This window comes from Asticcacaulis taihuensis (assembly GCF_900100255.1).
Lineage (GTDB): Bacteria > Pseudomonadota > Alphaproteobacteria > Caulobacterales > Caulobacteraceae > Asticcacaulis > Asticcacaulis taihuensis.
Map to the genome: position 1 here is coordinate 88,368 of NZ_FMTS01000007.1, position 26,616 is coordinate 114,983.

General features: G+C 60.3%; 19 protein-coding genes. 8 read left to right on the forward strand and 11 right to left on the reverse strand.

Annotated elements, in window-relative coordinates:
* Positions 1-33: 33 nt before the first annotated feature.
* Positions 34-1,518: a hypothetical protein gene (locus BLO49_RS15635; protein ID WP_090650299.1), complete on the reverse strand. Its 1,485-nt coding sequence runs from the start codon at positions 1,516-1,518 to the stop codon at positions 34-36.
* An 87-nt stretch (positions 1,519-1,605) separates the two neighbouring features.
* Complete coding sequence (locus BLO49_RS15640; RefSeq protein WP_090650301.1) at positions 1,606-2,451, reverse strand: sulfite exporter TauE/SafE family protein; 846 nt, start codon at positions 2,449-2,451, stop codon at positions 1,606-1,608.
* Between the two features lie 126 nt (positions 2,452-2,577).
* Here BLO49_RS15640 and BLO49_RS15645 point away from each other — a divergent pair, with 126 nt between their 5' ends.
* Both BLO49_RS15645 and BLO49_RS15650 read left to right on the forward strand, forming a co-directional pair.
* Positions 2,578-3,087 carry a GNAT family N-acetyltransferase gene (locus BLO49_RS15645; RefSeq protein WP_090650399.1) on the forward strand — a complete coding sequence of 170 codons (510 nt, stop codon included), beginning with the start codon at positions 2,578-2,580 and terminating at the stop codon, positions 3,085-3,087.
* A gap of 391 nt (positions 3,088-3,478) precedes the next feature.
* Positions 3,479-5,851 (forward strand): hypothetical protein, encoded by a 2,373-nt coding sequence (locus tag BLO49_RS15650; protein ID WP_090650303.1) that lies wholly within the window; start codon positions 3,479-3,481, stop codon positions 5,849-5,851.
* Positions 5,852-6,101: 250 nt separating this feature from the next.
* Here BLO49_RS15650 and BLO49_RS15655 read toward each other — a convergent pair whose 3' ends face one another.
* The 3 genes from BLO49_RS15655 to dnaG all read right to left on the reverse strand — a co-directional run bounded on the left by BLO49_RS15655 (position 6,102) and on the right by dnaG (position 13,231).
* Positions 6,102-8,873 carry a PAS domain-containing hybrid sensor histidine kinase/response regulator gene (locus BLO49_RS15655; protein ID WP_090650304.1) on the reverse strand — a complete coding sequence of 924 codons (2,772 nt, stop codon included), beginning with the start codon at positions 8,871-8,873 and terminating at the stop codon, positions 6,102-6,104.
* 229 nt (positions 8,874-9,102) lie between these two features.
* On the reverse strand, positions 9,103-11,214 hold the full coding sequence (rpoD, locus tag BLO49_RS15660) for an RNA polymerase sigma factor RpoD (protein ID WP_090650306.1): 2,112 nt from the start codon (positions 11,212-11,214) through the stop codon (positions 9,103-9,105).
* A 112-nt stretch (positions 11,215-11,326) separates the two neighbouring features.
* A complete protein-coding gene (gene dnaG, locus BLO49_RS15665; protein WP_090650308.1) occupies positions 11,327-13,231 on the reverse strand; it encodes a DNA primase in 1,905 nt (634 codons plus the stop codon).
* Positions 13,232-13,329: 98 nt separating this feature from the next.
* Here dnaG and BLO49_RS15670 point away from each other — a divergent pair, with 98 nt between their 5' ends.
* On the forward strand, positions 13,330-14,334 hold the full coding sequence (locus tag BLO49_RS15670) for a cellulase family glycosylhydrolase (protein WP_090650309.1): 1,005 nt from the start codon (positions 13,330-13,332) through the stop codon (positions 14,332-14,334).
* A 108-nt stretch (positions 14,335-14,442) separates the two neighbouring features.
* The gene (locus tag BLO49_RS15675) at positions 14,443-14,805 is read left to right on the forward strand and encodes a hypothetical protein (protein ID WP_090650311.1); all 363 of its coding nucleotides are present in this window, start codon (positions 14,443-14,445) and stop codon (positions 14,803-14,805) included.
* A 6-nt stretch (positions 14,806-14,811) separates the two neighbouring features.
* Here BLO49_RS15675 and otsA read toward each other — a convergent pair whose 3' ends face one another.
* Positions 14,812-16,209, reverse strand: a complete 1,398-nt coding sequence (otsA, locus tag BLO49_RS15680) for an alpha,alpha-trehalose-phosphate synthase (UDP-forming) (RefSeq protein ID WP_090650313.1) — start codon at positions 16,207-16,209, stop codon at positions 14,812-14,814.
* Positions 16,184-17,011 (reverse strand): trehalose-phosphatase, encoded by an 828-nt coding sequence (gene otsB / locus BLO49_RS15685; protein ID WP_245679064.1) that lies wholly within the window; start codon positions 17,009-17,011, stop codon positions 16,184-16,186. Before otsB ends, otsA begins: the two co-directional genes overlap by 26 nt.
* A 428-nt stretch (positions 17,012-17,439) precedes the next feature.
* On the opposite strand from otsB, the gene BLO49_RS15690 reads away from it, so the two are divergent.
* The 3 genes from BLO49_RS15690 to BLO49_RS15700 all read left to right on the forward strand — a co-directional run bounded on the left by BLO49_RS15690 (position 17,440) and on the right by BLO49_RS15700 (position 20,455).
* Positions 17,440-19,254: a glycoside hydrolase family 15 protein gene (locus BLO49_RS15690; protein ID WP_090650314.1), complete on the forward strand. Its 1,815-nt coding sequence runs from the start codon at positions 17,440-17,442 to the stop codon at positions 19,252-19,254.
* 363 nt (positions 19,255-19,617) lie between these two features.
* A complete protein-coding gene (locus BLO49_RS15695; protein ID WP_090650316.1) occupies positions 19,618-19,977 on the forward strand; it encodes an ArsR/SmtB family transcription factor in 360 nt (119 codons plus the stop codon).
* Positions 19,958-20,455 carry an SRPBCC family protein gene (locus BLO49_RS15700; protein WP_090650317.1) on the forward strand — a complete coding sequence of 166 codons (498 nt, stop codon included), beginning with the start codon at positions 19,958-19,960 and terminating at the stop codon, positions 20,453-20,455. Before BLO49_RS15695 ends, BLO49_RS15700 begins: the two co-directional genes overlap by 20 nt.
* An 11-nt stretch (positions 20,456-20,466) precedes the next feature.
* Here the strand turns inward: BLO49_RS15700 and BLO49_RS15705 are convergent, their stop codons facing one another.
* Both BLO49_RS15705 and BLO49_RS15710 read right to left on the reverse strand, forming a co-directional pair.
* Positions 20,467-21,690: a glycosyltransferase family 4 protein gene (locus BLO49_RS15705; protein ID WP_170828360.1), complete on the reverse strand. Its 1,224-nt coding sequence runs from the start codon at positions 21,688-21,690 to the stop codon at positions 20,467-20,469.
* Positions 21,691-21,937: 247 nt separating this feature from the next.
* On the reverse strand, positions 21,938-23,578 hold the full coding sequence (locus BLO49_RS15710) for a Na+/H+ antiporter (protein WP_090650320.1): 1,641 nt from the start codon (positions 23,576-23,578) through the stop codon (positions 21,938-21,940).
* Between the two features lie 185 nt (positions 23,579-23,763).
* Between BLO49_RS15710 and carA the strand changes: the two genes are divergently transcribed.
* Complete coding sequence (carA, locus tag BLO49_RS15715) at positions 23,764-24,939, forward strand: glutamine-hydrolyzing carbamoyl-phosphate synthase small subunit (RefSeq protein ID WP_090650321.1); 1,176 nt, start codon at positions 23,764-23,766, stop codon at positions 24,937-24,939.
* On the opposite strand, the gene BLO49_RS15720 is transcribed toward carA, so the two are convergent.
* Both BLO49_RS15720 and BLO49_RS15725 read right to left on the reverse strand, forming a co-directional pair.
* On the reverse strand, positions 24,936-25,508 hold the full coding sequence (locus tag BLO49_RS15720; RefSeq protein ID WP_090650323.1) for a hypothetical protein: 573 nt from the start codon (positions 25,506-25,508) through the stop codon (positions 24,936-24,938). The genes carA and BLO49_RS15720 overlap by 4 nt on opposite strands.
* Positions 25,505-26,353 (reverse strand): hypothetical protein, encoded by an 849-nt coding sequence (locus tag BLO49_RS15725; RefSeq protein ID WP_090650324.1) that lies wholly within the window; start codon positions 26,351-26,353, stop codon positions 25,505-25,507. Before BLO49_RS15725 ends, BLO49_RS15720 begins: the two co-directional genes overlap by 4 nt.
* Positions 26,354-26,616: the final 263 nt, after the last annotated feature.

Sequence of the window (26,616 nt, forward strand, 5' to 3'; positions counted from 1 at the left end):
CGACGCAGGAAGTGCCGCAGAGACAGCAAAGCCTTAGTTCAGCCGTACCGGCCATTGGCGGATGATGATATGGCTGGCTTCGGCCGCCGCCCGCACATCCGGCCGTTTTTTCAGCGCCAGCAGGGCCGAGATAAAGGCGTCATCACGGTTGCTGACGGAAATGGGCGGCAAGCCCTCCTGCATGAAGGCGATCATCGTGTCACGCGTCGCCGGATCGGCCATGGCGGCAATCAAAACCTTCGCAGCGCTATCACTGTCGCCGGCACAAAGCAACGGCTTGACCTGCATCAGGTTTTGCCCGGACAGCGTGGCCATGCTTGCGGCGAAGCCGGCCTTGTCACCGCCATAGGCCCGCGCGCAGGCTTCGGTCATGGCAAGCGTCGCCTGCTGGGCAGCGTCAGGCGCAGTGATGCGTCCTTTGACGGCCAGGGCATCGGTATCCTGCCCGCGATCGACGAGGAAATTCATGTAGGAGAGCAGCAGGTCGGCCGATTTTTCCGGCCCCAGGGCCTTGGCCCCCGCCTCATAGGCCGTGCCGGCTTCGAGGAAACGTCCGATGCGGGCATAAAGCTCGGCCGTGGTGGTCAGCAATCCGGGATAAGCGTCCGGCGATGAAAACTTGTCCAGACCGTACTTATCGACCAGATCGAGTATGCCGCCAAGCTGGGTCAGGGCCAGGGCGTTCTGGTCGTTGGTGATTTCCAGGTGCATCAGATAGGCCAGCGCCGACAGGTTGGCCGGATTGGCCGTGATGACCGCCTTCACCTCTTCGATCTCGCGGTTGAGCACCGGCCGGACCGGTTCGGCAGGCACGGCGGCCTGACTGATATCACCATCGCCCTGGCTGACGATGTAGAAGGGCGCATCGTTTTTCAGGTCGGCGCGATAGAGGTCGGCATGGACCGTATCACCCGCCTTGACCGACGCGCGCAGACCTTCGAGCCGCAGCAGCCCCATCAGCGGCCGGCCGGAAATATCGTGGATCTGCCAGCGCCCTTCCTCAAGGCGGTTCAGCACGGCCTGGGCGACCTCCGGGTGGCTTTCACGGTTGGCGATCAGCACACCGATGACGCTCATATCGGTCAGGTCAGGCGCCTGCGCCGGGAACTGTGTCAGGGCGGCATTAAGCGTCGCGGTCGCCTCATCGCCCTTGCCGCCGATCAGTTGCAGGAAGACATGCAGGTCATAGGCATTGATGTCATAGGCACGGGTTATGTTTTCGGCGGAAAGCGCCAGGGCGGCCGGAATGCCCTGAGGCTGAGCGGTGCAGGCGATCAGTTGAAAGCGGAACTGCGCCGCCAGTTTCGGATCGCTCTGTTCGAGATAGGGATCGTGCCAGAGCTGGTTGAGCGGCGCCATGGCGGCGGCGCAATCACCCGACTGCGTGGCGGCGGTGGCCTGCATGATGGCAACAGCCGTGCCGCTGCTGCTCGCCGGCGGCGCGGCCAGGGCCGGAAGGGCGCAAAAGCCTACCGCCAGCGCCGCAAGTCCGGCCATGATGTTTGACAATACGCGCATAAGCCCCCCAGCCTGGTCGTCAATGACCGTTAACACAGATTAACGGTAATCCGCGGCGTCACAAGCGGAATCTGCCGGGGGAAGATATCAGGCGGTCACCAGCTTGAAGCCGACGAGCGTAAGCACCGCCGCCAGCAGGGCGCGCAGCACCTTTTCCGGCACCTTTGATGCAAACATCGAGCCGATGATGATGCCGGGGATCGAGCCGGTCAGGAGCGAGGCCAGCAGGCTCAAATCGACATTGCCGATATAGAAATAGCCGAGACCGGCCAGGAATGTGAGCGGCACGGCGTGGGCGATGTCCGAACCGACGATCTTTACGGTCGGCAATTGCGGATAGAGCAGGATCAGGGCGGTAACGCCCAGCGCGCCGGCGCCCACCGAGGACAGCGACACCAGGAAGCCGAGCACCAGCCCGGTCAGGACGGTCAGGAAGGCGCGGCGGCCGGTATGGAGCGGCTTGTGCTCCTCGATCGCCTTATCCTGGCGCTTTTTCGCCAGCTTGTGGATGAGGCCGCGCAGCAGCAGCATGGCGGCCGTAACGAAGAGGGCGTAGCCGAGCACATGGGTGATCAGGTAGGAGACGGCGTCGGACTTACCGAAATAATGGACGGCATAGAGGGTGGCGGCCGTGGCCGGGATCGAACCCAGGGCGAGCAGGCCGACAATCATCCAGTTGATGGTGTTCTTGAAACCGTGAATGACCGTGCCGACCCCCTTGGTGATCGAGGCATAGAGCAGGTCGGTGCCAACGGCGGTAGCCGGGTGGATATGGAACAACAGCACCAGAAGCGGCGTCATCAGCGAACCGCCGCCGACGCCGGTCAGGCCGACGAGGATACCCACCAGCAGACCGGACAGCGAATAGAGCGGGTTGATATGGATGCCCGAAACCAGGTTGGTCAGGTACGCGGGCAGATCGAACTGGGTCATGAAGCGAGGGCTGTCCCGTGCAGGCTGAGCTTTTCGTGAGCCGGCACCATAAAGCCCCCGCCGCCGGAGACAAATCAAATAAATTGGCGCTACCCGTTAGAGAGGCTTACGGGTATGGAGGATATCATGCCCCTTACTCACCTGACCGCGCCCCTGCCAGCCCCTCTTCTTGATGCCCTGCACCGGCTGAACGAAGACCACGCCACGGAACTGTCTTCCCTGTCCCGGCAAGGGCTGGAGCGCCTGATCGGCACCGCCTTCTTCGCCGCCACGATCGATGATGGCGACGGACTGGTGATCGTCTGCGACCAGGATACGCTCTACGATAGCCCTAACTTCCTGTGGTTCAAGTCACGTTATCCACGCTTCGTCTATGTCGATCGCGTGGCGGTGAGCCCCGCCCGGCGCGGCGAGGGCCTGGCGCGGCAGCTTTACGAGGCCGTTTTCGCCGTCGCCCGCGCCGCCGGCCATGACAATGTCGTCTGCGAGGTCAATTACGATCCCCCCAATCCGGCCTCGGACGCCTTCCATGAAAAGCTGGGCTTTACCGAGGTCGGCCGGGCGCATCTGGCCGATCGCGGCAAGGGCGTCAGGTATCTGCAGGTCACGGTTCAGCCACCTCTTCCGACAGACTGACCTAATCTGTGTTAATCAGAAAGCTTTGCGCCCCAAGGCGGAAAGAGAACTACGTCGGTAGCAGTTGACAAAGAATCGTCCGAAAGCAGCCATTACCGTGGCGACATCGGACAGCCGTGCCAATATTGACTACGTCAAATCGCGCGAAGGACTACAGAACACGCCCTCGCGCCATGAGCAGTCATCGGAACGTTAAAACTGACTGACTTATTTGTGGCCGGTAGCGAAATGTCTGGTAGAAGAATCTTCAGAAAGCGACAAGAACAAATACGCGCCGCTTGTGCCGGTTAAGGCAGAACGGCCTATGCTATTTTGTTGGAGTCGTTGCCGTTGATAAATCACTGTGCATCCCTTACTGAGGGACAGCTTCGTACATCGGAAGGTATCGAACGTGGGGCTTTACGCCGATTTGCAGAAGTCCAAGAGCGAAGAAGACGTCAAGGACGCCTACATTAAAGCTCTCGGACTGAAGAGCTACTCCAAGAATATCATCGATATCCAGACCAAAGAGGTTTGGTTTGAGGCGAAGGCCAACGATTCTTGGACCTTCTATGAAATGTTCACTCAGTTGCTTCACTATGTGCAGGTGGCGCTGAACAAGGGCGAGCACGTTCCAGCGCTACTGTGCGTTATGGACACAGGTAAGGCCGCCCTAATGCAGAGCAGCCACGTCATCCCGTTCTTGGCCAAGAAGACCATCAAGTGGGGCAAGTCCGCCTCAGCGGTGCCAAAGGAGGCCGTGGACGCGATCTCGATACACATCGGCACCCACTTCGTTGCCTTCAATATCGAAAATGATGCCGCAGAGTTCGTCACGACAGTAAAGGACGCGATCGCGTCCGGCGCAATCATCCGTACTCAGATCACTCCGGACAACCTCAAACAAGTGTTCGACAAGTGGGTGGAGATGGTCGGCCAGGAGATCGAGGATGTCGAGGAGGACAGCTTTAACCTTCTCTTCTTCGCCGACATCATGAACGACGGCACCGTTTCGACGCACAAGGATCTGACCGCCAAGCTGCTCTTCATGGACGGTGATCCGGTGTTCGACCTACACGGCAAGCTGCATGCCTTACGCAACGTGGAAGGCTACCGGCGCTTCTGGTCGATTTACCACCGGCCTCCCAAGAAGGACTATCGGAACGACATCCTCGAGCGCAGAGACAGCCTGATCCCGGTTGTGGAGCGTGTCTTTAAGGGGGCTTTCTACACCCCGCTGCATGTCGTCGACAAAGCCTATGACCACTTGGCCTTTGTGCTGGGGAAGAACTGGCAGAAGAAGTACAAGGTCTGGGACATGTGCTGCGGAGTGGGAAACCTTGAGGTCAAGCACTCTAACCACCGCAACCTTTTCATGTCGACCCTCGACCAGTCCGATGTCGACGTCATGAAGGCCACCAAGACCTGCGTGGCCGCTCACCGGTTCCAGTACGACTACCTCAACGACGACGTCACCGAAGATGGCAAGATCGACTATAGCCTCACGGACAAGCTCCCGCAGGAGCTCCGCGACGCCATTGCCGCCAAGGAGAAGATCGTCGTCCTAATCAACCCTCCATATGCTGAGGCCATGAATGCCGGTACGGGGGTAGCGACCACGGTGGTGGGGCGTGCTTTTGGCGGTGACGTTGGTTTCGCGCGCCGAGAACTGTTCATCCAGTTCCTACTGCGTATCCAAGCCGAGCTCCCCAATGCAATCGTGGCCATGTTCTCGAAGCTCAAGTACGTCAACGCTCCCAACTTCGACGACTTCCGTGACGAATGGAATGCTCAATATTTGGGTGGCTTCGTTGTCCCCAGCCGTGCTTTCGATGGGTTGAAGGGCGAATTTCCCATCGGTTTTCTGGTGTGGGACACAGCCAAGAAGCGCAAGGAGCCATTCGAGATCGAAGCTGAGGTGCTGAACAAGCATGCCCAACCGATCGGGGCAAAACGGTTCTACGACGTCCCCAAAGACAGGTTGCTCAACGCCTGGATCAAGCGCACCAAGCCGAACTCGACACCAGCGTTGCCCCTCACAAACGCGCTGGAGCCGACCACACGCACTGGCGATGTACGCGGTACACGCTGGGCAGAGGGCGCGATTGGCGGCATGATCAGCAATGGTTCTGACCTTCAGCATGCAGGTAACACCGTGCTATTTTCCTCGGGTTACGCCAGTGCTGGAGGTTTCCTAGTGACCGAAGAAAACCTCTGGCAATCTGCGGTTGTTTTTACAGCCAAACGTATCATCCGCCAAACTTGGCTCAATGATCGCGACCAGTTCCTTATCCCTTCGCAGGACATCCCCAAAGAGATGGCGAACGATTGCCTGGTCTGGATGCTCTTCAACAACAGAAACCTTTCTGCTGGTGCCGATGGCCTCATGTGGCAGGGAAAGAGCTGGTCACTGGTGAACCATTTTATCCCTTACACCGAGGACCAAGTGGGGGCTCTAAGCCGCTTCGAATCTGACTTCATGTCCAGCCATCTCGCGACCCTAAAGCTCTCAAAGGAAGCCAAAAAGGTTCTAGCTGATGGGCGAAAGGTGTGGGCGGCGTACTTCAAAGCCGTCGAGAAGAAGCAAATCGCGAAGAGTATTCGCGACGAGTTCAAGCTCAACAGAGCCGACGTTGGCTGGTACCAGATCCGCAACACGCTCGAGGCGTTGGTCGGCCAAGGCATAGTAGTTTCTGCGCGCCCACGTGACATCGACTCGTCTTATCGTGCTCTGTCCGAGAAGATTGAGCCGGAGATCTATGCGAAAGGCATCCTCAAGGCTTAGAGGCCTCATTCATCGTCCGCCAGCTCGACACTGTCGTGGCCCCAGGAGCCGACTAACGTGTAAGCCGTTGAACGGCAGCTTTTGGCAGTTTACCCGAGGGATGAACGGCAAAACGAGTTCGACAATTGCCGTTGTTCAGATAGTGTGCACAAAGCGGAAGCTTGTTCGCGAGTGGCTATGTCGCCTTTGGGCCAAACGCGGATATAACGCAGCCTGTACCGCTGGCGTCCCCGATAATGCCCGACAACACCTAAGCCACCTGCCCCTGCTCGATCTTGCGGCGCAGTTCCTCGGGCCGGAAGGGCTTGGGGATGTAGTCGTCCATACCGACGGCCAGGCAGCGCTCGCGGTCGCCGGCCAGGGCGTGGGCGGTCATGCCGATAATGCGCACACGCGGGCGCCCCTCGGCCTCTTCCCATTCGCGGATGCGGCGGGTGGCGTCCAGACCGTTCATGCCGTGCATCTGAACATCCATAAGCACGGCCACGTAGGCGCGTTTCTTTACAGCCTCGAAGGCTTCCATGCCGTTATTGGCGACATCGACATAGTAGCCGAAATCTTCCAGGAAGGTGGTGGCGACCAGGATATTCGGCTCGTAATCCTCCACCAGCAGGACATGGGGCCGGACATGGGCCTCGACTGTATTGTCAACAATGGCGTGGATCGAATATTCCGTCCGGTTCACCTGGTCACTGGTGGCGATCTTCAGCGGAATGCAGACCTCGAAGACCGAACCCTCGCCCACCTCGCTCCTGACCGAGATGCTGCCGCCCATGATTTCGGTCAGGGTCTTGGTGATGGCCAGCCCCAGGCCGGTGCCGCCATATTTGCGGTTGATGCTGGTATCGGCCTGAACGAACTTCTGGAAGATGGTTTCCATCTTTTCCGGTGCGATGCCGATGCCGCTGTCAGTGACGGAAATGCAGACCATTTCACTGTCCGGCAGGTCCGATGGATGGCAGGTGATGCCGACATGGACGCCGCCCTTTTCGGTGAACTTGATGGCGTTGCTGCACAGGTTGACGATAATCTGGCGCAGGCGCGTCGGGTCGCCGATGAACATGCGCTCCTCGACGCATTCGCCATCGCCGGTGAAGGTCAGGCCCTTGTCGCGCACCGACACGGCCATCATGCTGGCCACCTCCTGCATCAGCCGGGTCAGGCTGAAAGGAATATGCTCCAGCTCGACCGTTCGCGCCTCGATTTTCGCAATATCCAGCAGGTCATTGATCAGGGCCAGCAGGCTGTCGGCACTGTTGGACAGGGTACGGATATATTCCGTCTGGCGCGGCGTCAGGGGCTGGCTTTTGGACAGGATGGTCGAAAGACCGATGATGGCATTCATCGGCGTGCGTATCTCGTGGCTCATATTGGCCAGGAATTCCGTCTTGGCGATATTGGCGGCCTCGGCGGCATTGCGCGCTTCCAGCAGGGCTTCCTGGGCCTGCTGCTGGGCGGTCATGTCGCGCGCGATCTTGATAAACCCCCTGACGCGGCCCTCCTCATCATACATCGCCGCCATGGTGCCCGACGCATAAAAGCGATCGCCGCTCTGGCGCAGATGCCAGCGCTCATCGGAGGCACGGGTATTGGTGGCGGCCATGGCCAGTTCGGTGCGCGGCGCGCCATGCGCGCGGTCTTCTGGCGTGAAGATGACCTCGATATGGTTGCCCATCACGTCCTGCGGCTTGTAGCCGAAGATCTTCTGCGCCCCGGAATTCCACAGCATGATGCGTCCGGCCTCATCGAGCGAGATGATGGCGTAATCCTGCACGCTTTCCAGCATCAGGTTGAGGTATGCCTGGCTTTCCTTCAGCCGCAGGTCGGCCATCTTGCGGGCGGTGATGTCCTGCACCATGCCGACCATGTGTGACGGGCGACCATCGCCATCGCGGATGAACTCTGCCCGGCGGTATATCCAGCGCACCTCGCCATCGGGCCGGCGGATGCGGTATTCGGTTTCAGAAGGCGTTGTGCCTTCGGCGCGGTCATTCTCTGTCGACTGCGCCCCGGCGTCTTCCGGCAGGACCAGATCGGCGACCGCCCTCAGCGATACCACCGGGGCGGGGTCGAGACCGAAAATGGTGCAGAATTCTTCCGAAACCGTCAGGTCGTCGGCGCCGGCCGCAACCGCGAACACGCCGATTCCGCCGACCTTCTGCGCCATCCTGAGCTGGTGGTGGCTTTCGTCGAGCGCCAGTTGGGTGCGACGGCGGTCATCTATATCGATGACAATGCCCGACTGGTTGATCGCCTGCCCGTTACCATCCAGCACCGCCTTGCCGGTGGCATTGACCCAGCGCCAGCCGTCACCTTTGCGAACGCGATAATCGATGACGCACGCTTCACCCGTCGCCATCGTTTTTTCAACGGCCACGATCAGTCCGGGCAGATCATCGGGGTGAACGGCTGCGCCTATGGCTTCAAAAGGTACGCCCTCGGCCATTGCGGCCGGATCGACGCCGAAGGTGCGGGCAAAGCCTTCATCGCCGGTCACCTTTTGCCGCGGCACATCCCAGAACCAGGTACCTAGCACGGCGCCGGAAGCGAGCGCCAGCCTGAGGCGGTCGGACGTGGAATCGGCCACCTTCTGCATCGCCGCCAGGCTTTGCGCCTGCGCCACGCGCTCGCTGATATCGACAAAGGTGCAGATCACGCCGGTGACGTCCCCGTCCCTTTTCAGCGGCTGGACGCGGTATTCGACCGGGAAGGAGGTGCCATCCTGGCGGAAGAAGGCGTCATTGGGCACATGGCAGGCTTCACCGCTCAAGGAGGCGCGGTAAAGCGGGCAATCGTCCAGGGGATAGAGGCTGCCATCGGCATGATGATGGTGAATGCGGTCATGCACCACGGTGCCAATGACGGTATCGGTTTCGGAAAAGCCGAACATGCGCAGGAAGGCGGCGTTGCACATGGTAACGCGCCCCTGCCGATCCAGGGTGCAGACGCCTTCGACGGTCGAATCGAGCACGAGACGGAAAAAATCAGCCTGTTCGCCTGGCGAAAGTTTGCTGAGCGGCATATGCCCCTGAACCCCACTGAGAACTCCGCAGGCGCCCCCCTGCGTTGTCACAAATCATGACAGTTTGCCATAAAGGATCAATGTGGATCGTGTCTGTTCGATGACTTATGGGGTTTGGGGCCTGCGGCCCCAAGTCTTCACTCTTTCAAAGAAAAACCCGGCCCCAAAAGGCCGGGTTTTTCTTTGAATAAGGCAAGGTTATGGGGCCGCAGGCCCCAAACCCCATAAGTTACGAATCCAGGAACGACCGCAGCTTCCGTGACCGCGACGGGTGCTTGAGCTTACGCAGCGCCTTGGCCTCGATCTGACGGATACGTTCGCGGGTGACCGAGAACTGCTGGCCGACCTCTTCCAGAGTGTGGTCGGTGTTCATGCCAATGCCGAAACGCATCCGCAGAACCCGTTCTTCACGCGGGGTCAGCGAGGCCAGAACCCGCGTGGTGGTTTCGCGCAGGTTGGACTGGATAGCGGCATCGATCGGCAGGACGGCGTTCTTGTCCTCGATGAAGTCGCCGAGGTGCGAGTCTTCTTCGTCGCCGATCGGCGTTTCCAGCGAGATCGGTTCCTTGGCGATCTTCAGCACCTTGCGGACCTTTTCCAGCGGCATGGCCAGCTTTTCAGCCAGTTCTTCCGGTGTCGGTTCGCGGCCGATCTCATGCAGCATCTGGCGCGAGGTGCGGACGATCTTGTTGATCGTCTCGATCATATGGACCGGGATGCGGATGGTGCGGGCCTGGTCCGCGATCGAGCGCGTGATCGCCTGACGGATCCACCAGGTGGCGTAGGTCGAGAACTTGTAGCCGCGGCGGTATTCGAACTTGTCGACCGCCTTCATCAGGCCGATATTGCCTTCCTGGATCAGGTCGAGGAACTGCAAACCGCGGTTGGTGTACTTTTTGGCGATCGAAATGACGAGGCGCAGATTGGCCTCGACCATTTCGGTCTTGGCCTGGCGAGCTTCGCGCTCGCCCTTCTGCACCGTGCCGACAATGCGACGGAAATCATCGACCGCCACGCCCATATCGGTGGCCAGTTGCGTGACCTCGCCGCGAATGCGGTTGATCGCAGGGCCGTCATTATCGATGAACTTCTGCCAGCGGATACCCATGTCGCGCACCTTGTCGCCCCAGGCGGGATCGAGTTCGCGCGTATAGTAGGCGGTGAGGAATTCCGTGCGTGAAATGCCGTAACTATCGGCCAGGCGCAGCAGGCGGCCTTCCAGCCCCATCAGCTTCTTGTTGATGGTGTAAAGCTGCTCGACCAGGGCTTCGATCCGCTGGTTGTTGAGCTTGAGCGTCTTGAGGTGGCGGGTGATCGTCGCCGTAACCTCGTCATAGGCCGCGCGATCCGCCGGATCGAGGGGCAGGCCCTCCAGCTTGGCGGTCAGCATCTTTTCCTGGGTGTGACGATAGGTTTCGAACTCGCCGGCAATGGCGTCGAGCGTCGCCATCACGCCTTCGCGCAGTTCCGATTCCATGGCCGAAACCGACGGGCCGGCGCCATCGTCGAAATCGTCCTCTTCCTCTTCCTCGGGCTCAGGCTTCTTTTCTTCCTCGTCCATCGGGACGTAATCGTCGTCGTCGTCCTCGTCACCGGAGGCACGCTTTTTCGGCTCGACCACCTTTTCGGAGACGGCCTTCGATTCCGGCTTCGGCTCCGGCTTGACCGGCTCCGGATCGGGAATCTTGATGACCGGCGGCACGAAGCGCTGCGGGCGCGGTCCGGGCTGGATCACTTCCTCGATTTCCTCACCGTCTTCGCCGAGCGCGCCGGGCGGCGGACCTTCCTGCGGGCCACCGCCATAGGTGCCTTCCAGGTCGATGATTTCACGCAGCAGGATGCGGCCGGACCCCAGTTCCTCGCGCCAGATCATGATGGCTTCAAAGGTCAGCGCCGATTCGCACAGGCCGCGGATCATGGTGTCGCGGCCGGCCTCGATGCGCTTGGCGATGGCGATTTCGCCTTCGCGGCTCAGAAGCTCGACCGAGCCCATTTCGCGCAGATACATGCGCACCGGGTCATCGGTACGATCATAGTTCGAGGTCTTGGTGGTTTCCACCACCGCGCCGGCTTCCTCGCGGACGACGACCTCGCCGCCCTCGGACGCCTCTTCCTCGGACTCGATGACATTCACGCCCATCTCGGTGAGCATCGCCAGGGTGTCTTCGATCTGCTCGGAGGTGAATTCTTCCGACGGCAGCACCTTGTTCAGCTCGTCCATGGTAACGTAGCCGCGCGCCTTGGCCGCCTTGATGAATTTCTTGACCGCGGAATCGGTCAGGTCGAGCAAGGGACCGTCGGACGAAGCCTCATTTTCAGGTTTTTCTGTCGCCGTGCTCATTTTGTCACACTCATATGGGTCTCCGCAACGTGCCTGAAAATTCAGGAGCCGCTCATGTGTCTTATTGAAAACAGTCTGAACGAAAGCTTAACCACATGACTTGTCATGCTTTTTAGGTTGGGCTTTCGTCGCCGTCCTGCCAGATTTGTCCGCTTCTCAAGGACTTCCGCAGGGCATCGCGTTCGAGCTTGAGCCGTGAAAAAAATTCTGTCCCCACCTGTTCGCGGGCCGAATTCAAAGCACGATCCAAGGCCGTCAAACGCGAGACCGCGTTGAACGCCTGTAACCAGCGGGCATGGGCATCAGCTGAAGATATGTCCGGTGAGAGGAATGGCGCGCCGCTCTTTAGGGCCGCCTTCTGTATCTCGCTTAACAATGCACCAAGTCCTTGCTTTTGCAGATGGCGACTCAAGGCGGGCCTGTCAAGCCCTTCGTGCTGAAAACTGAGCGCGATGAGCGCCTTTGCCAGGGGCGCCAGGGCGTCGTCGCCAAAGCCATAGGCTTCCAACCCCTCCACCTGGTCAAGCATCCAGTCCGGATTATCGACCAGGCCCTGCGCCAGGCTGGCCGCCGTCGGATCGAGGGCAGAGGACAGATTGACCGCCGCGCGACGTGTTTCTTCCATGGCCGGCGGGATATAGATTTCGCGCTTTTGCCCCGGCTGCCAGGCTTTTCGCGGCGCCGCACCCTGGTTTGGAACGAAGGGCGCCTTCCCCTGAAAACCGGCTTGCCTCTGCGGCGCCACCAGCGCGTCATAGCGCTCCAGCAGGTCCTGGCGATAGGCTTCGGCTAGGTCCTTGTCCTCGATCTGCGCCGCCAGGGCGCGAAGGCGTTTCTTGAAACCGGCCTTGCGTTCCGGCGTATCGAGCGGCTCGGCTTCCGCCTCGCGGCTGAACAGCACCTCGACGAACGGCCGCGTCTCCTTCAGCGCCTCGCGCAGGGCCAGCGCCCCCTTTTCGCGCAGCACATCGTCCGGGTCCTTGCCGCCGGTGATCAGGCAGACCTTGAAAGACCGGCCGGGCTTGAGCTTGGGCAACGCCCGATCCAGGGCACGCGAAGCCGCGCGTTGCCCGGCCTTGTCGCCATCGAAGCAAAGGGTCGGTTCGGGGTGGCGGCGCCACAGGATTTCGATCTGTTCCTCGGTCAGGGCCGTGCCCAGCGGCGCCACCGCCGCCACATGGGCGCGTTGACAGGCGATGACGTCCATATAGCCCTCGACCACCACCAGCTCTGCGTGGGTTTCCTGCGCCCCCAGCAGTTTTAGCGCTTTCGGCAGGCCGAACAACATCTGCCCCTTGTGGAACAGGGTCGTTTCCGGCCCATTGAGATATTTGGCCTTGTCGTCCGGATTAAGCGCCCGCCCACCGAAGGAAACGACAATGCCGCGCTGATCCTCGATCGGGAACATCAGGCGGTCACGGAAACGGTCATAGGGGGCCGAGCCGCCCTCGATCTCGATCAGCAGGCCGCATTCGACCAGTTCGGAGACCTTGGCGCCACGCTGCACCAACGCATCTTTCAGCGCCGTGCGGTCACGCGGGGCATAGCCCAGGCCAAAGGTGACGATGTCTTCTTTTGATAATCCGCGCCGCTCCAGGTAGTCGCGCGCATTCTGCGCGGCGGGCGTCTTGTCCTGCAACCGGCTGACAAACCACTTCTGCGCCAGGTCCATCCAGTCGGTCAGCCCCCGGCGCTTCATCTCGGCCGCCTTGGCCTGGGGGGTATCGACCGGCAGGGCCATGCCGGCTTCGGCGGCCAGTTTCTCGACCGCCTCGTTGAAACTCAGCCGTTCGGTTTCCTGCAGAAAGGAGATGATGTCGCCATGCTTGCCGGAGGAAAAATCATGGAAGAAACGCTTCTCGTCATTGACATAGAAGGAGGGCGTCTTTTCCTTGCTGAAAGGCGACAGACCCACCCATTCGCGTCCATTCTTGCGCAGCTTGACGCTCTTGCCTATGACCTCCGAGGGCCGCAGGCGCGTCTTTAGCTCTTCAAGAAAATGATCATCGAACCGCACCGGCCTATATAGGCATTTCGCTGTCAAAATGAAGAACAGATATTATCATCTTGGCAAACTTTTGCCGCCATTCTCCCGATGATGCGGAGAATCTGCGAATGGCGGTAAAACACTGGATCAAGGCATTGGCGGCCGTATGCCTGACACTGACGGTGTCGGGTTGCACCACCCTGCAATCGGCCCTTGATGCCCTGCACAAAACCCCGGCGCCGGTTTTCCATACCGAAGGCAGCGAAATCCTCAGGCCGGACGGCACCGCCTTCATCGCCCGTGGCATAAATCTCCAATATGGCGACAATCCGAAAGCCGCCCTGCCGGCCATCAAGGCGATTTCTTCGACCGGCGCCAATATCATCCGCCTGCAACTGCGCCGCAACACCTCGGCGAAAGATCTGAAAAAGGCGCTCGACAAGGCCGTTGCCCTGAAGCTGCCGGTCATGGTCTTCTACTGGGAACAGGATATCACCTGCGGCACCGACAGTGCCCGCCTGCGGCGGGATACCGGCGACCTTTGGCTGCGGCGCTGGGCCGACGTGCTGAGCGAGCGGAAATATCAACCGTACCTGATGCTCAATATCGCCAATGAGTGGGGTAGCTCGAAGGACAATTACGCCAGCTACATGGCGACCTATACCGACCTGATCCGCGCCATGCGCACGCGCGGCTATCGCGCACCGATCGTGATCGATGCCGCCGATTGCGGACAGGCGACCGGCAGCTTCCTCGAAGGGCGCGGCAAGACCCTGCAGGCGCTCGACCCGCTGCATAACCTGATCGTATCGGTTCATGCCTACAATAAGCCGTGGAATTCGCCGGAAAAGATCGACCGGAACATCGCCGATCTGCGCCGTGAAGGCGTGCCCTTCCTGCTGGGAGAATTCGGTGATCAGGAACTGATCGAGGATGGCAATGCTGTCGACCACCTGCACCTGATGCAGGCGGCGCAGGACACCGGCACCGGCTGGATCACCTGGAGCTGGAAAGGCAATGGCGGCGTCACGAAAGTGCTCGATATGTCGGAAAGCTACGGCAAGGTGAAACTGACCCGTCGTGGCCAGGAAATCGTTGATGGTCCCTACGGCCTGCGCGCTACTGCGAGATAACGACGTTTTTACGTTCTGTTTACTTTTAAACAGCCGACAAAGAACGCACATCCTTACAAGGGGAAGCATAGGGTGCCGCGCGCGCATCCCTCACAAGGACATTTTCCCATGAAAGCCTTTCTGCCCCTGGCAGCCACGGCTGCCTTCCTCACCGGCGTGGCGGCCCTGCCCGCTATCACCCAGGCGCAATCAACACCCTCCGCTGATACCCAGGGCGCGGGCGCTTCCAGTTCCGGCAGCTCCATGATGGCCTGTGACAGCATGTCTCCAAACATGTCCCAGAACATGTCAATGAGCAGCATGAGTCATATGGACGGCCATATGAGCGGGATGCCTGACAAGAGCCACATGCCCGCTCACGGGACCATGGACAATTGTCCCGCCAGCAACATGGGCGGGATGACCATTATGAGCGCTTCGTCGGACAGCGCCTCCCAAAGCGCGTCCTCTGGCAGTTCATCTTCCCAATAGCCGCGCTTATTCCACTCCTGCCAGTTCGGCGATCGGCGTTTTCAGGCAGGCGACGAAGTCATCGCGCCAGCGCGAGACATCGTTGGTGCGGACGTTCTCCATCAGCGATTCCCAGCGCCGTTTGCGCTCCTTCAGCGGCATGGACAGGCCGCGATGCACGGCTTCCGATACGTCCTCGCGGCTGAGCGGGTTAACGATCAGCGCGTCTTTCATCTGCTCGGCGGCGCCGGCGAACTGCGACAGGACCAGCACGCCGGGATTTTCCGGGTCCTGCGCCGCCACATATTCCTTGGCAACCAGGTTCATGCCATCACGCAGGGGCGTCACCAGGCCGATATCGGCGGCGCGGTAGATGCCGGCCAGTTCATCACGGCGATAGGCGCGATTGACATAGCGCAGCGGCACCCAGTCGACCGTGGCATAGGCGCCGTTGATCTTGCCCGACAGGTTATCCAGACGGCCGCGCAGATCCTGATAAGCGTCAACCTCATCGCGCGACCGCGTGGCGATCTGCAACAGGAACAGGTGCCCGTGCATTCCCGGATTATTGGCCAGCAGGGTTTCATAGGCCGTGAAGCGCTCCTCCAGCCCCTTGGAATAGTCGAGCCGGTCGACACCCAGCAGCATCTTGCGGCCGGCCTGGCTGTTCAGCATGGTCTTGTAGAACAGCTCAGCGCGTTCGCTTTTCAGCGTGGCCTCGAAATCGGTGGCATCGATTCCGATCGGGAAGGCGCGGGCGCGGATGCGGCGGCCAAAGGCGCTGATCACGCCGTCCTTTTCGAGCGCCGCCCCGGCATCATGGATGGCGTAATCGGTAAAAGCTTCGACATCGTCCTCGGTCTGGAAACCGACCAGATCATAGCTGAACATCGATTCGACCAGTTCGCCATGGCGCGGCAGGGTGGAGAGAATCCGCCGCGCCGGCCAGGGGATATGCAGGAAAAAGCCGATGCGGTTTTTCACCCCGCGCTTGCGCAGTTCGCGGCCCAGCGGAATCAGGTGATAGTCCTGCACCCAGATGATATCGTCCGGCCCGATCAACGGCAGGAGGGTCTCGGCGAAGCGCGTATTGACCCGCTCATAGCCCTCATCGAAGCTGCGCTCATAGTTCACCAGGTCCGGCCGGTAATGGAACAGCGGCCACAGGGTGCGGTTGGCGTAGCCGTTGTAATATTCCTGCTCGTCCTGGGCATCGAGATCGAGCAGGGCCACGGTAACGCCGCCGACCACCTGCATCGACATCTGGCCGGTATAGGGCTCGACCGTATGGCCGCTCCAGCCGAACCACAGCCCCTTGTCCTCGCGCAGGGCGGCCGAAAGCGCCATGGCCAGGCCGCCGGCGGTGCCGACACCGGGATCGGCCGGCGGATTGACGCGGTTAGATACGACGATAAGACGGCTCAATGGCGGTCTCCAGTTCAAGACATTCAGTTTGCAGCCCGCGCGCGAGCCAGTGATGGACGGCGTCCACATTGCCTAGGCGGTAATCAGCGAAGGTTTCGCGCAAACCCCCGACCAGCACGCCGATGCCGCCGAAAGACCGCACCACGCGGAAGCCGTCCTCGTCGGTCAGGTCATCGCCGACGAACACCGGCCGCGTGCCGGCAAAGGGCGGCTCGACCATGAAGGCGCGCACGGCCCGGCCCTTATCCATGCCGGGGGTCAGGAATTCGATTACCATGACGCCGCGTTGCAGCTTGAGGCCGGTGCGGCGGGCCAGATCCTCGGCGAAGATATCGACCACCGGTTCCAGGGTCGGTTCCGCACGGTAATGCAGGGCCACGCTCAAAGGCTTTTCCTCGACATGCAGTTCCGGATACTTGCGCACGAAGGCGGCGATTTCCTGTCTGGCCTGCGCCACGCCGGAATGAATCGGCGCCACGATCATATCCAGGCGGGCATCGCGGCGTTGCAGGCCGTGACTGCCGGCCACCGCCGGCACCACGCCTTCCAGAATGCGGTCGATATCGGCGATCGGCCGGCCACTGACCACCGCCAGGCGACCTTCAAGACGCATAGCCAAGTTGCGGATGAGGGCATTGCGGGCAATATCCGGTCCCACCGCCTCCGGTGTGTCGGTAAATGGCGCCAGGGTGCCGTCGAGATCGAGAAACAGGGAGATATCATCGAGGGCGCAGCGCATCAGGGCGTTGATCTTTGTGGCGACCGTCATCCGCGCGGCATCCTGCCGTTTGCGACTTTCCATATATTCATTAGCCCATTCCACTTCATTAACGCCGATGGATACGGCAAATAGCTTTGCCGACCATCGTTTTCAAAGTACAGCCCAGCCTCAATTGTGACAAAATAAGAATATTTATTGAGATTATTGAGATGAATATGGAAAATAAAATTTCCATAAAGACAATATTTTCGTCTTGAGGCCGTATAGCCATGCGTCTATCAACCTAGCACCCATGGGAAACTCTTTTCAACCGACCTCGCGTTTCTGTGATCGATTGTGAGAGTTTTTGTGATCACTGCGAATGCACATTCCCGTATCAAGATATATTGCCTGGAGCTATTCAGAGCGTTTTTCGATCTGAATGCGTCAGATCGGAAAGCGCTCTGAATTCTTTACTTTACCGCACTTTTTAATCCGAAAAGTGCGTCACACTTTCGGAAAGTGTTCTCGTGCCTGAACAGACCAATCTCGACCTCTCCCCCATCGGCAATTGCGCCGCCACCGCCCTGATTGATCGCCGGGGCCGCTTTGTCTGGGCCTGCTATCCACGCATCGACGGCGAACCGGTCTTTTCCGCCCTGCTTGAACCCAACTGCGGCGGCAGCGAAAATGCCGGCCAAGAAAACGCGGGATGCTGGAGTGTCGAGATGGCCGACATAACGGAAACCACTCAAGCCTATATTCGCAACACCGCCGTGCTGCGCACCGAAATGCGCGACCGCCACGGCGCCGTGGTCGAGATCATCGACTTCGCCCCGCGCCTGCATCACCTTAACCGCACCTACAAGCCCTGGGCCTTTTACCGGCTAATCCGGCCGGTTTCGGGCACGCCGCGCATCCGTATCCGCATGGCGCCGACCGGAAACTGGGGGCGCGACCTCGGCGCCGCCACCTATGGCTCCAGCCACATTCGCTACGAGTGCGGCCCGGCGGTGATGCGCCTGACCACCAATGCCCCCCTCACCTACCTGCGCGAAGACCAGACCTTCCGGCTGGAAGGCCCGCTTGGCTTCCATCTGGGACCGGACGAGCCCTACCCAAATGACGTGCTGACCGATGCCGAGCACATGCTGCGCGCCACCGCCGCCTACTGGCAGGGCTGGGTGCGCACCCTGACCATCCCGCTGGAATGGCAGGAAGCGGTGATCCGCGCCGCCATCACACTCAAGCTCTGTTCCTACGATGACACCGGCGCCATCGTGGCGGCCATGACCACCTCGATCCCCGAAGCGGCCAATACCGGCCGCAACTGGGATTACCGCTACTGCTGGATCAGGGATGCCTATTATGTGGTGCGGGCGCTGAACCGGCTGGGCGCTGCCGACATGCTGGAAAGCTATCTCGTCTATCTGCGCAACCTCACCGACCAGGCGGCCGGAGGCCATGTGCAGCCGCTTTACAGCGTCTCCCTACAAGGCGACCTGACCGAGCGCATCGCGCCCGATATGAAGGGCTACCGCGGCATGGGACCGGTGCGCGTCGGCAACCAGGCCTATGAGCATCACCAGCACGATGTCTATGGCCAGATGATCCTGCCGCTGACCCAGTCCTTCTTCGATGCCCGCTTCCTGCGCGTCGGCACCGAGGCCGATTTCCACGCCCTGGAAAAGGTCGGCGATCGCGCGTTTGACGTCTACGACAAGCCGGATGCCGGGCTATGGGAATTCCGCACCATAGCGCGTGTTCATACCTATTCGGCATTGCTTTGCTGGGCGGCGTGCGACCGGCTGGCCAATGTGGCGCTGTCGCTCGACCTGAAGGACCGCAGCAGCTTCTGGAGCAAACGCGCGGGCATCATCCGCAAGACGATCGAGGAAAAGGCATGGAACGAAAAACTGGGCATCTTCGCCGGCTCCTTCGGCGGCGAGGAGGTCGATGCCAGCCTGCTGCAACTATTCGAACTGGGCTTCCTGCCGGCCGATGATCCACGCTGTGTCGCCACCTTCAAGGAGTGCGAACGACAACTACGTAAGGGCGACAACTTCTACCGCTATGTCGAACCGGACGATTTCGGCGAACCGGAAACCGCCTTCAATTTCTGCACCTTCTGGTACATCGAGGCCCTGCACCTGATGGGCCGCACGGAGGAGGCGCGAGATCTGTTTGAGGCCATGCTGGCGCGCCGTACCCATTCCGGCCTGCTGTCGGAGGATGTGAAAGTCGATACCGGCGAACTGTGGGGTAATTTCCCGCAGACCTATTCGCTGGTCGGGCTGATCACCTGCGCCGTCCTGCTCAGCCGCCCGTGGACGACGGTGCGGTAGCGCCCATCAAGGTTGCGCTAGCGCAGGCGTCGAGCCGCTTAAAAAGTGATCCACAGATTACGCAGATTTCGCAGATTATTTTGATATTTACCGGCGGACTTAAGGCAAACCTCCCTGTAACGGATTGTCGCTTCGCGTCGAAAAACCATACGCGGCCAGGCTGACACATGCATCGAAGATGCATTAAAAAATCTGCGTAATCTGCGTAATCTGCGTAATCTGCGTAATCTGCGTAATCTGCGTAATCTGCGGATTGTTTCTTAAACTGACCACGCTGTAGCAAGACGGCCGCTAAGACTGCTGAATGCCTTTTCGTACCAGGCTCTTGCGTATCACCCTACCTTAAGCTATATACTGAACTAAATGGTTCAGTATATAGCCCCCCTTGATTTGTCCTTCGCCGCGCTCTCGGACCCCACCCGACGTGGGGTGCTGGAGCAGCTTGGCCGGTCTGACGCCTCGATCACTGATCTGGCCGAGCGTTTTCATATGACCCTGACCGGCATGAAGAAGCATGTCAGCGTTCTGGAAGCGGCGGGCCTTGTCGTCACGAAAAAGGTCGGGCGCGTGCGCACCTGCCGGCTGGGCCGGCGGAAAATGGCGGAAGAAGCCGCCTGGATCGAACAATATCAGCAGCTTTGGACCGCGCGGTTCGAGGCACTGGACGAGATTGTCGAAGAACTGAAACAAAGGGAGTTAAACAATGAGCCAGACCCAAAATAACCCCACAACGGCGGAACGCGTTTCCGACCGCGAGTTCGTCATCACCCGGGCGGTCAACGGTCCGGCGCATATCGTCTTCAAGGCGTGGAGCGAACCCGACCTGTTCCGGCGCTGGTGGACGCCGAAGTCATTCGGCATGACCATCCTGTCGTGCGAGATGGATGTGCGCACCGGCGGCAGCTATCGCCTGGTGATCAACCACCCCTCCATGGAACAGCCAATGGCCTTCTTCGGCACATATCTCGATGTGGTGCCGAACGCCCGCATTGTCTGGACCAATGAGGAAGGCGAGGACGAAGGCGCCGTCACCACGGTCACCTTCGAGGAACGCGACGGCCGGACTCTGGTAATCTGGCGCGATCTTTACCCGTCGAAAGAAGCGCTCGACGAGGCCATGATCTCCGGCGCCACAAGCGGCTTCGGCGAGCAGTTCGAGCAACTGGAAGCATTGCTGACCGACCATACACAGGCCACTTAAGAAATAGCTCCTTAAACCACAGCTACTTCGATTCCGCTCTGGATCAAAAGTTCGCTGTAGTAGCCGAGCAAGGTATCACGCCAACTGTCGTTGGTATTCGAAAAACGGTGCCCTTCACGATAGGCAATGTCGCTCATCGTCCTGACCGCCGCATCATCCTTCATTTGCTGGATGGCCCAGGCCAGACTTGACGCTTCGCGCGGCGGCACGACAATGGCGCCGCCAAGTTCAGCCATTTCAACACCGTCGACATCGTTGAAAGCGATGACCGGTATGCCGCTGCGCAGCGCTTCGTGAGCCACAAGGGTAAAGGTCTCCGGCAGGCGGCTTGGCACAATGACGCAGCGGGCGTCTTTCAGCAACTCGCCGATCTGGGCATGGTTGCGCCAGCCTTCGAATTTCGCTTCGGGATACTGGGCCTGCATGGTTTCCCTAAGATCGCCATCACCGATGATGCGGATCGGAACACCGGCCATGCGTGCAGCTTCGGCAGCCAGGTCAGGCCCTTTTTCCGATACAAGACGACCTATGAAGAAGAAATCCCTGTTGTTTTCGGCCTCGACGCGCGCCTCGCGGAACGGGTTGACGGGATTGCGCACGACACGAATACGATCCTTCGGAATGCCGCCGCGCTCATACCACTCAAACATGAACGGGTGTATGATGCCAATCAACGCCTTTGTCCGCGCAAAGCCGGCGTTGAGGCGCAGCGCCAGTGAGCGCGTAACGCGCCAAAGCTTGTGGGAATAGGCACGGCGGTCGCAGTGGGTGCCGATGCAGGCCATACTGAGCGGCTTCAGCGTACAGATCGCGCCATTATTCTGGTAGTTGGAATAGCTCAGGTTGGGGCAGGCGATGGCGAAGTCGTGCGCCGAAATGAACAGGCGCGACGAAACGGGCGCCAGCGCCTGAAAGATCGACGGCGAGAAAATCTGCGACCAGTTATGCAGATGGTAGACTGTGCCCGGTGTGTCGCGTTCAGCGATAAATGTCTCGATCAGCTTCTTGGCCCTGGCATTATGCAGCCCGTCCAGGCCGGCCTCGGCCCACGCCCTGTCGAGCAGCGGCGCACCGCCCAGGGCGATGATTTCTATGTTTTTATTGTCGATCAATGGGCATTTAGAGGCATCGTCACCGGCGATGAATACGACGGGAATGCCGGCGTCCGCCATGACCCGCGCCGACAGCAGCGCCATCGCCTCCGCGCCGCCGAGCGGCCAGGAGGTATCGGTCATGACAACCACCTTGTCCGGCATTGCAATACTACCTGTGGTCTGAACAATTTCCCGCATGTTTCGCCCATTTTCGCGCCGTGGCACGATACGTTATGCTTAAGTAAATATAACGCCAGTCTGAAAAGAAAAGTTAATCGGCGAAATATTCCGCAACTGCAACGGTAAGGTTACATGTCGGTCAGATATTTGCGCTGCCATATGCCCTTCCAGCCCCTGGCGAAATGCTCATTCGTCAGTGCAGGACGACCTAGCTGCCCGTCAGACGCGCCTCGGCCAGGTCGGCTTCGCGGATCAGCCGGCGGGATATCTCGTCGGACAGTTCCCGCGAGCGGCTCCGTTCGTAATAGACGTCACGTTCGGCGCGGATGCCGGCCAGGCGCAATTGCCGCTCGATCTCCTCCAGCTTGCGCAGGTGCGACACCGCCTCGCCCTGGAGACCCTGCTTTTCGATGCGGCGGCGATAGACCTCCATCACGCGGGCCGCGGCCTCACCATATAGTTCGGTTTCGTTGCGGCCCACCTTCTTCGCTTTCTGAAGTTGCTCAATCGCCTCAATGGCCGCTTCGGCGGCGGCGGCACGGGCATTGTCCTCTTCCGCCAGCGCTTTCGGCTCGGGCGGCAGTTTCAGGTTCTTCAGTAGGAAAGGCAGACCGATACTGGCCAGCAGCAGGGAGACGACGATCACCGACGCCGCCAGGAAGATGATCAGGTTGCGCGACGGAAAGGCCGAGCCATCGGCGACAAAAAACGGAATGGTCAAAACACCCGCCAGCGTAATGGCACCGCGCACCCCGGCAAGCGACGTAGCGGCGATCAGGCGCAGGCTCGGCCGCTGCACGGGCAATCCCTTACGCACCGCCCGGAACAGGGTGAAGCGCAGGGCCACCCACACCCACAGGAAACGCAGGACAATCAGAGCCAGGCTGATGGCCGCCACATAGACAATCAGCCACAACGGATCGGTGTGGCCGGTGGACTGGACGACATGGGCCGCACGCGAGGCGATGCTCGGCAACTGTTCGCCGAGCAGCACAAATATGATGCCGTTGGCGGTGAACTGGATCATGTCCCACACGGCATTGCGGCGAACGCGGGTATCGGCCAGGGCCTGACCGCTTTGCTCAGCATAGCTCATGGTTATGCCGGCGGCGACCGCGGCGAGAATGCCGGAACAATGCAGGCGTTCGGCCAGCAGATAGGCCCCGAAGGGGATGAGCAGGCTGATCAGCACCTGCGACCCCGCCTCCTCGCCTATGCGGCGCGAAATCAGCCCCTTCACACGCGTCACCACCCAGGTGACGCCGATACCGATGGCCAGGCCGCCGATGGCCAGCCACAGGAAGGCGCCAAAGGCATCGACCAGCGAGAAACTGCCGGTCACCACCGCGGCCACCGCGAAACGCATACAGACCAGGCCCGACGCATCATTCAACAGGGATTCGCCTTCGAGAATGTGCATGAGCCGCTTGGGGATCGGCACCTTGGTCGATATGGCGGAAACGGCTATGGGATCGGTGGGCGACAGGATCGCCGCCAGGGCAAAAGCGGCCCCCAGGGGCATCAATGGGATCATCCAGTGAATGAACAGGCCGAGCCCCACCACCGTAAAGACCACCAGACCCAGGGCAAGCTGCAATATGGTGCCCTTGTCGCGGAACAGACCCTCCTTCGGGATTTTCCAGCCGTCATAGAAAAGCAGCGGTGGCAGGAAGAGCAGAAAGAAGACGTCCGGCTCCAGATCGACCGCCGCGCCGGTGGAAAGCGCGATAACGGCGCCCAGCGCGATCTGCACCACCGGTGTCGGTATGGACAGGGGCGACAGGCGCGACAGCCAGCCGCTGACGACAACGGCCAGCAACAGAAACAGGGAGATGGCAACACTTTCCATGTTCGCCTTAGACCCTATTAAAGTCTAAGGGGTCAATGCCGTGTTACACACCTTCTTACAAAAGGCGCGGAATCGTGATGTCTTTTTAGTCATTAACAATTGACCTTTCGGCTCGCTCTGCCTATGTGTCGCGCCGTTTGCGCGCCGGGTGGCGCTGCTTTATTTCAAAAAGGAGATGATACCCCATGACAACTGAGCTTTTGGAAGGTTGCACGGGCGTATTGGTCCTTTCGGATGGCACGGTCTATCAGGGCCTGGGCTGCGGCGCCACGGGCGAGGCGCTGGGCGAGGTGTGCTTCAACACCGCCATGACCGGCTACCAGGAAATTCTGACCGATCCTTCCTATATGGAGCAGATCATCGCCTTCACCTTCCCGCATGTCGGCAATGTCGGCGTTAATGCCGACGATGTCGAGCAACTGGGGAATGACCCGAAACGCGCCGCCAAGGGCGCCATCTTCCGCGACGCCCCCACTCCGCCGGCCAACTGGCGCTCGACCCTGTCCTTCAATGACTGGCTGGTCTCGCGCGGCGTCGTCGGCCTGTCTGGCATCGATACGCGCTCCCTGACCAAGAAAATCCGTGAACACGGGATGCCGCATGGCGTCATCGCCCATTCGCCCTCCGGCGTCTTCGATCTCGAAGCCCTGAAGGCCAAGGCGCGCGAATGGAAGGGCCTCGGCGGCCTCGATCTCGCCATCGACGCCACGGTGACGCAATCGGCCGCCTACACCACCGACCTGTGGCAATGGCCGCAAGGCTTCAGCGACGGCACGAAAAAGGAATTCAAGGTCGTGGTGATCGATTATGGCGTCAAGCAGAACATCCTGCGCGCCCTGGTCGATATCGGGGCAGAGGTACAGATCGTCCCCGCCAAGACCTCGGCCGAAGATATTTTGGCCCGCAAGCCGGACGGTGTTCTGCTGTCCAATGGACCCGGCGACCCTGCCGCCACCGGCGAATATGCCGTGCCGGTCATTCAGAAGCTCGTGAAGTCGGGCGTGCCTGTGTTCGGCATCTGCCTCGGCCACCAGATGCTCGGCATCGCGCTCGGCGGCAAAACCATCAAGATGAGCCAGGGCCACCACGGCGCCAATCATCCGGTCAAGGACGAGACCACCGGCAAGGTCGAGATCGTTTCGATGAACCACGGCTTCGCCATCGACCGCGATTCGCTCCCCGAGGGCGTGGTCGAAACCCACATTTCGCTGTTCGATGGTTCCAACTGCGGCATCGCCATGACCGGCAAGCCGGTGTTCTCGGTGCAGCACCACCCGGAAGCCTCGCCCGGCCCGGTGGACAGCCTCTACCTTTTCGAGCGCTTCGCCCAGAACATGCGCAATGCAAAGGTTTCAGCTTAACGCAAAGCCAGCGGCTGGGCGAAGCGGTATTCCGCCGGCAGGTCCAGCGTTGTGATATCGCGGCTGATCACCGGGCGGCCCGCCACCCTGACCAGCAGGGCCAGGCCGCAGGTGCCGGCGCCGACTGATTCCAGTTTACTGTCACGGATCGTCAGGGTGATGCCGTCAAACGTCCCAGCCAGGCCCAGCCCGACGTCCAGATCGAAGCTTTTCTCAAAGCCGATGGTCACCTTGATGGCCGGGTGAATATCTCGTTCTATACTGTGTGATGACAGTTTGAGCACAATCGGCGCACCGGTCTTTCCGCCTTCGCGGCAGGCGGCGCGAATGTCCTTCGCCGTACACCAGCCATCGGCCAGCAGGGCCAGCGGATCGAAATGCAGGGCCGCCGTGACTGCCCTCAGGATCGCGCTGCGCAGGATGGGCGTCGTCAGGATGAGATCGCGCAGCACGCGGTCCCGGTTCGCCGCTTCGATCACCTCTTTTTCGATCTCGGCACGGGTTTCCGCATCGATCAGGTCATCGAACCAGATTGCGCCGGCCGCAGATGTTTCAGTCGTCAGCGTCATGTGTGTCCTCCGCTTTCCATGACCAGCGGCCCGCTGGCGCTGAGGCGACTAGGTCCGAAAACGAAACGCGCGCTGACCTGCGGCACCCGGTCATAGGTGATTTCCGAACGCGGCCTGCGCCCGCGCCAGACGAAAAACAGCAGGACACCGACCAGGGCCGTGCCGATCCATGCCCAGGCGAGGTCCGGCCGTAACAGGTAGCCGGGAAAGGTCAATTTGGGCAGGGTGATTTCGGGTAAGTGGAATTTGGGCACATCCAATTTGGGCATTGACAGTTTCGGCCAGGCAAATTTCGGCCGGGTATTACGGGGCGCCTCCGCGGCCTTGGGTTCGGAAGTCGGGGCCTCGGCGGAAACCGCTGGAGCGGCATCCTTGACCGGCGCCTTTTGAACAGGTGGCGGCAGGTCGGCCTGAGCGTCCGCCACAGGTGTTTCAATTACAGGTGTTTCAGTCATTGGCGCCTCCGTTGAAGGCGTATCCGTTGAAGGGGGTGCAGCCGGCGTTTCGGCGGCCTGTGGGGAACGCGCCGGCCCGACCGACACTTGCAGGGCCAGTTGCCCGCCGGCCGCCAGCGGCTCACCGGCCGCCGGAGTCTGCTGGAGTATGGTGCTGGAGGCGTCATCGCCCGGTGTCTTGGTCAGAGAGGGGTAAATAGCGAAATACTGGGCCAGGGGCACGGCCACGTCATCATAACGGCAGCCCACCAGCCGCGGAGCAACCTGCTTCGCCGCCGCGGCCCGGATTGCGCCGGCGCCACAACTCCGCGTCCCCTGCGCCGCAAGAGCCGGAAAAGACACGATCAGGAAAGCACACGCACTCAGTACAGGTACAGCGGCCGATTTCATGCAGCCCCCTTAGGTTTACGCGCAGGTTGCAAAAGTCTTAACACCAATCCCCTGGCTCTGCCAGTCCGCGTTAACCATTACGGGGCCAAGTGTTGAATTGCGGCATCAGCCTTCGTACCGATGTTTCCCGTTATTACATATCTTCACATCGTGATGATCGGTCAGAGATTCGTGATTCAAGGGTTGCAACGCGGGAACATAGGCTCTAAAGCACCCGCTTAGCCATAAAACATGCTGCGCCCGATGAAGGCGCAATTTTTTTA

What these genes read in the sequence shown, in the direction of transcription:
- otsB (WP_245679064.1), bottom strand. Translation starts at nt 17,011, where the DNA reads ATGGAAAGTCGCAAACGGCAGGATGCCGCGCGGATGACGGTCGCCACA.
- BLO49_RS15720 (WP_090650323.1), bottom strand. Translation starts at nt 25,508, where the DNA reads ATGACGCTGACGACTGAAACATCTGCGGCCGGCGCAATCTGGTTCGAT.
- carA (WP_090650321.1), top strand. Translation starts at nt 23,764, where the DNA reads ATGACAACTGAGCTTTTGGAAGGTTGCACGGGCGTATTGGTCCTTTCG.
- BLO49_RS15700 (WP_090650317.1), top strand. Translation starts at nt 19,958, where the DNA reads ATGAGCCAGACCCAAAATAACCCCACAACGGCGGAACGCGTTTCCGAC.
- rpoD (WP_090650306.1), bottom strand. Translation starts at nt 11,214, where the DNA reads ATGAGCACGGCGACAGAAAAACCTGAAAATGAGGCTTCGTCCGACGGT.
- BLO49_RS15725 (WP_090650324.1), bottom strand. Translation starts at nt 26,353, where the DNA reads ATGAAATCGGCCGCTGTACCTGTACTGAGTGCGTGTGCTTTCCTGATC.
- BLO49_RS15670 (WP_090650309.1), top strand. Translation starts at nt 13,330, where the DNA reads ATGGCGGTAAAACACTGGATCAAGGCATTGGCGGCCGTATGCCTGACA.
- BLO49_RS15695 (WP_090650316.1), top strand. Translation starts at nt 19,618, where the DNA reads ATGGTTCAGTATATAGCCCCCCTTGATTTGTCCTTCGCCGCGCTCTCG.
- BLO49_RS15655 (WP_090650304.1), bottom strand. Translation starts at nt 8,873, where the DNA reads ATGCCGCTCAGCAAACTTTCGCCAGGCGAACAGGCTGATTTTTTCCGT.
- BLO49_RS15645 (WP_090650399.1), top strand. Translation starts at nt 2,578, where the DNA reads ATGCCCCTTACTCACCTGACCGCGCCCCTGCCAGCCCCTCTTCTTGAT.
- BLO49_RS15705 (WP_170828360.1), bottom strand. Translation starts at nt 21,690, where the DNA reads ATGACCGATACCTCCTGGCCGCTCGGCGGCGCGGAGGCGATGGCGCTG.
- BLO49_RS15640 (WP_090650301.1), bottom strand. Translation starts at nt 2,451, where the DNA reads ATGACCCAGTTCGATCTGCCCGCGTACCTGACCAACCTGGTTTCGGGC.
- BLO49_RS15710 (WP_090650320.1), bottom strand. Translation starts at nt 23,578, where the DNA reads ATGGAAAGTGTTGCCATCTCCCTGTTTCTGTTGCTGGCCGTTGTCGTC.
- BLO49_RS15635 (WP_090650299.1), bottom strand. Translation starts at nt 1,518, where the DNA reads ATGCGCGTATTGTCAAACATCATGGCCGGACTTGCGGCGCTGGCGGTA.
- BLO49_RS15675 (WP_090650311.1), top strand. Translation starts at nt 14,443, where the DNA reads ATGAAAGCCTTTCTGCCCCTGGCAGCCACGGCTGCCTTCCTCACCGGC.